5 protein-coding genes and 1 pseudogene are annotated in these 4,090 nt (G+C 66.8%); 5 read left to right on the top strand and 1 reads right to left on the bottom strand.

The window, feature by feature from the left end; genetic code table 11:
* Nucleotides 1–358, bottom strand: a 358-nt coding sequence (locus WAW85_RS08090) for an amidase family protein (protein ID WP_422559108.1), incomplete at its 3' end; no start/stop codon positions are given.
* 59 nt (nucleotides 359–417) lie between these two features.
* Here WAW85_RS08090 and WAW85_RS08085 point away from each other — a divergent pair.
* The 5 genes and pseudogenes from WAW85_RS08085 to WAW85_RS08065 form a co-directional block, all read left to right on the top strand.
* Nucleotides 418–1,557 carry an acyl-CoA dehydrogenase family protein gene (locus WAW85_RS08085; RefSeq protein WP_422559107.1) on the top strand — a complete coding sequence of 380 codons (1,140 nt, stop codon included), beginning with the start codon at nucleotides 418–420 and terminating at the stop codon, nucleotides 1,555–1,557.
* Between the two features lie 34 nt (nucleotides 1,558–1,591).
* A complete protein-coding gene (locus WAW85_RS08080) occupies nucleotides 1,592–2,713 on the top strand; it encodes an acyl-CoA dehydrogenase family protein (RefSeq protein ID WP_422559106.1) in 1,122 nt (373 codons plus the stop codon).
* 128 nt (nucleotides 2,714–2,841) lie between these two features.
* Nucleotides 2,842–3,294, top strand: coding sequence for a DUF350 domain-containing protein (locus tag WAW85_RS08075; protein WP_422559109.1), 453 nt, complete (start codon nucleotides 2,842–2,844; stop codon nucleotides 3,292–3,294).
* A gap of 105 nt (nucleotides 3,295–3,399) precedes the next feature.
* A complete protein-coding gene (locus tag WAW85_RS08070; RefSeq protein WP_422559105.1) occupies nucleotides 3,400–3,858 on the top strand; it encodes an SRPBCC family protein in 459 nt (152 codons plus the stop codon).
* 9 nt (nucleotides 3,859–3,867) lie between these two features.
* Nucleotides 3,868–4,090, top strand: a pseudogene (locus WAW85_RS08065) (phosphatidylserine decarboxylase family protein); the annotation flags it as partial.

The following is a 4,090-nucleotide window of genomic DNA, read 5'->3' as shown; positions in this document are numbered from 1 at the left end:
CGTTAACGCCGGTGCCGAGGAACTCTTCGGTGAACGGCTCGTTCGCCTGCGCGGGTCGGTCGGAGACTGCTGCCGAACCCTGCCGCGTCGGCAACCCGGCGAAGGCAGTGTTGTTCTTGATCAGCGAGGGCACCCCGGCAAAGACTCCGGCGAAGGTACTCGAATCGGCCCGGGCCCGCGCCCGCTCGCGATCGTCGTAGGCGACCGCAGCCAACTGGTCATTCACCGCATCGAGCCGGGCGATGGCCGCCTCGGTCGCCTCGGTCGCCGTGAACTCCCCGGCGGCGATGGCGCGGGCCATCCCGACACCGTCGAGATCACCGAGGACGTCACCGGCGAACGCGTGAACGTGTTTCATAACTCACAACGTACCGAAGTCGATTATTTACTAAGCGCTTGATCAGGTAGGAAGTACGTATGCAACTTCGATTCACTCCCGAAGAAGAAGCCTTCCGCGAGGACATCCGGAACACCCTGCGGCAGGCCGTCCCCGAGGAGGTCCGCCAGCGCAACGCTGCCGGCACGCTGAACTATCCCGACGACATCATCGCCACCACCCGCGCCCTGAATGAGTGCGGTCTGGCCGTCACGCACTGGCCTACCGAATGGGGCGGCAAAGACTGGACAGCGGTGCAGCACCACATCTTCGGCGAGGAGATGGCACTGAACTTCATCCCCGACTTCCTCCCGTTCAACGCTGGCATGGTGGGCCCGGTGATCGCCCACTTCGGCACGCCAGAGCAGAAGGAGAAGTTCCTTCCGGCGACCGCCAACCTCGACATCTGGTGGTGCCAGGGCTTCTCCGAGCCGGAAGCCGGCAGCGACCTGGCCGCACTCAAGACCCGCGCGGTGCGCGACGGCGACGAGTACGTGATCAACGGCCAAAAGACGTGGACCACCCTCGGACAGTTCGCTGACTGGATCTTCTGCCTCGTCCGCACCGATCCAGACGTCAAGAAGCAAGCCGGTATCAGCTTCGTCCTCTTCCCGATGGACACCCCCGGCGTCGAACTGCGCCCCATCGAGACCATCGACGGCGGCCACGAGGTCAATGAGGTCTTCTTCAACGACGTCCGCATCCCGGTCGCCAATCTCGTCGGCGCGGAGAACCAAGGCTGGACCATCGCCAAGTTCCTGCTCGGCAACGAACGCTCGGGCATCGCCCGCGTGGGCTGGACCAAGACCAAGCTCGCCGAGGCCAAGCGACTGGCCGCAGCGACCCCGGCAGCCAGCGGCGGCACCCTGCTCGACGACCCGCTCTTCGCCGCCCGCCTGGCCGGACTGGAGAACGATCTGCTGGCCCTGGAGGTGACCCAGCTGCGCGTCGTGGCATCGTCGGCCGGCGGCAAGCCCAACCCGGCCTCGTCCCTACTGAAGCTACGCGGCAGCCAACTGCAGCAGGACGCACTGGAACTGCTGTCCGATCTGGCCGGACCAGAATCGCTCCGCACCGACGGCCCCGTCCCCCAGTACCTCAACTACCGCAAGGTCTCGATCTACGGCGGCTCCTCCGAGGTGCAGCGCCAGATCATCGACAAGGCCGTCCTCGGGCTCTGAGCCTTCGGACACACCTGCATTAAGGACACACATCATGGATTTCGAGCTTTCCGACGAACAAGCCATGCTCCGCGACACCGCGCGCGAGGCACTCGGCCGCACCTACGACATCGAGACTCTCCGCGCCGTCACCGACACTGAGCTGGGCTGGAGCCGCGAGGTATGGACCTCGCTCGCCGAGATCGGCATCCTCGGCCTCCTCTTCGACGAGGCACACGGCGGCATGGGTGCCGGCGTGGAGGAACTCTCCGCCGTGCTTGGCGAGTTCGGTGCCACCCTGGCACCCGAACCGTTCTTGGACTCGGTCGTCGTACCGGGCCTGCTTGTCGAACGCTCCGGCGCCGACGCCGCCACCAAGTCCGCGTTCCTGGCCCCCCTGGCGCAGGGCGAGCGGCTGGCCGCGTTCGCACACCTGGAAGCCGGCGATCGCTGGCCGCACTTCGCGGTCGGCACCACCGCCTCCGACGACGCGGTCCTGAACGGCACCAAGACACTCGTCGCGCACGGCGACTGCGCAGACGTCTTGGTCGTGTCTGCGCGGAACGCCGACGGCACCGTCGGCCTGTACGTCGTGGAGGCCGACGCCGCGGGAGTGGAACGGACCGCCTATCGCACGCATGATCGTCGCCGCGGCGCGAAGGTCGTGTTCACCGATGCCGCGGCCACCCGGGTCGGCGACGACGATGCCACCGCGATCATCGAGGGTGTGCAGCTCGTCGAGCAGGCGGCCCTGTGCGCGGAGGCGGTCGGCGCAATGACCAAGTCGCTCGCGATGACTGTCGACTACCTCAAGGCGCGCAAGCAGTTCGGCGTACCGCTGGCCACCTTCCAGGCACTCACCCACCGCGCCGCCGACATGTACGCGGCACTGGAACTGGCGAGCAGCATGCACGTCTACCTCACCGCAGCGCTCGCCGACGGCAGCGCCGACGCCGTCACCGGCTCGCGCGCCAAACTGCAGATCTGCCGCTCCGGACGCCTCATCGGCCAGGAGTCGGTGCAGATGCACGGCGGCATCGGCGTCACAGCCGAATACCCGATCGGCCACTACCTAAGCCGACTGACCGCCATCAGCCATACGCTCGGCGATGCCGATGCGCACCTGGCTTTCCTGTCCGCACGCCTGGGCGACTGGGACATGGTCAGCGCGGGCTGACTCCGCTTCCCGAACCGGCACCGCACCGACCCGACCGCCCTCGCCGCGCGCATTCGCCGACGTGACGTTGGTGGCCGGGATTCGCCGGAAAACCCGATGCGCGCCGCTACAGTGAGCGCATGGATTCGCTGACCCTGTTGCGTGACAACCTCGCCGAACTCACCTCATACGGGCTGGTGTCTCTCGCCGTGCTGATCATCGGATTTGCCGGACTGGACTTAGTGACCCCGGGCAGCCTGCGTTCGCTGGTCTGGCGGGACAACAGCCGCACCGCTGCGGTCCTCGCCGTCGCACAAGTCATCGGCCTGACCGTCGCGCTCACCGCAGCCATTAACGCGAGCATCGGACTCGAGTTGTGGCGCGGAGTGCTTTACACCGTCCTCTACGGCCTCGTGTCCGTCGCCCTGATGATGTTCTCGTTCGTCCTGATCGACCTGCTTACGCCCGGTCGGCTCGGTGCCGTGCTGCTAGGCCGGGACACCGAAACCACCGAGTCGAAGGGTCAGCTGCACCCAGCGGTCTGGGTGAACGCGGCCACCTTCGTCGCACTCGGCTTCTTCGTATCGGCCGCCCTCGGTTAGGACCGGCAGTCGCGCCCCACCTGGCTCCGAGTGGCCGCGTTCGCCTATCGTTTGGGGCCAATATGTATCCCGGCGTCCCGACGCCGGTGACCGAAGGAGCTACCCGTGCCTGCACCCCTCATCGAAGAGTCCATCGAGATAGCTGGCACCCCCGAGCAGGTCTGGTCAGTGGTCTCCGACCTGGCACGGATGGGCGAGTGGAGCCCACAATGCAAGAAGATGTTCATCTTCGGCGGGCCGGTGAAACCGGGCACCCGCACCCTCAACATCAATCGTCGCGGTCCGCTGCTCTGGCCCACGCGAGCCAAAGTCGTCGTCTTTGAGACGAACCGCGAGATCGCCTGGAAGATTGCCGAGAACACCACCGTGTGGGCCTACCGAATCACTGAGACCGGCGACGGCGTCACCGTCACGCAGAGCCGCACTGCGCCCGGCGGCAAGACCACTGCGCTGTCGTCATTCCTGGTGGACAAAGCCTTCGGCGGCAACGACGCCTTCGAAACCGAACTGGCCGCCGGGATGCGCGAGTCCCTCGGCAAAATCAAACGCGCCGTCGAGAACTGAGGCTCACCTGTGGCACGCCGACCCGCCCAGCCCGGTGATCGCACCGGACCTGCCCACCTGATCGACCTCATCAGCGAAACGGTGCCGCCCATTCACCCGAAGGGGTTGCCGTTTGTGTTCGGCCCGGCGGCGATCGCCGTCGCCGGCCGCCGCCGACGGTGGATTTCCCGGCCCGCGCTCGCCCTCGCCGGCGCCAGCGCCTTCTTCTTCCGGCACCCCACACGCGTCCCGC

This window comes from Gordonia sp. (in: high G+C Gram-positive bacteria) (genome assembly GCF_049299075.1).
Classification (GTDB): Bacteria; Actinomycetota; Actinomycetes; order Mycobacteriales; family Mycobacteriaceae; genus Gordonia.
The sequence above is the reverse complement of the archived record's forward strand: the minus strand, read 5'-3'. Positions and strand labels throughout refer to the sequence as shown.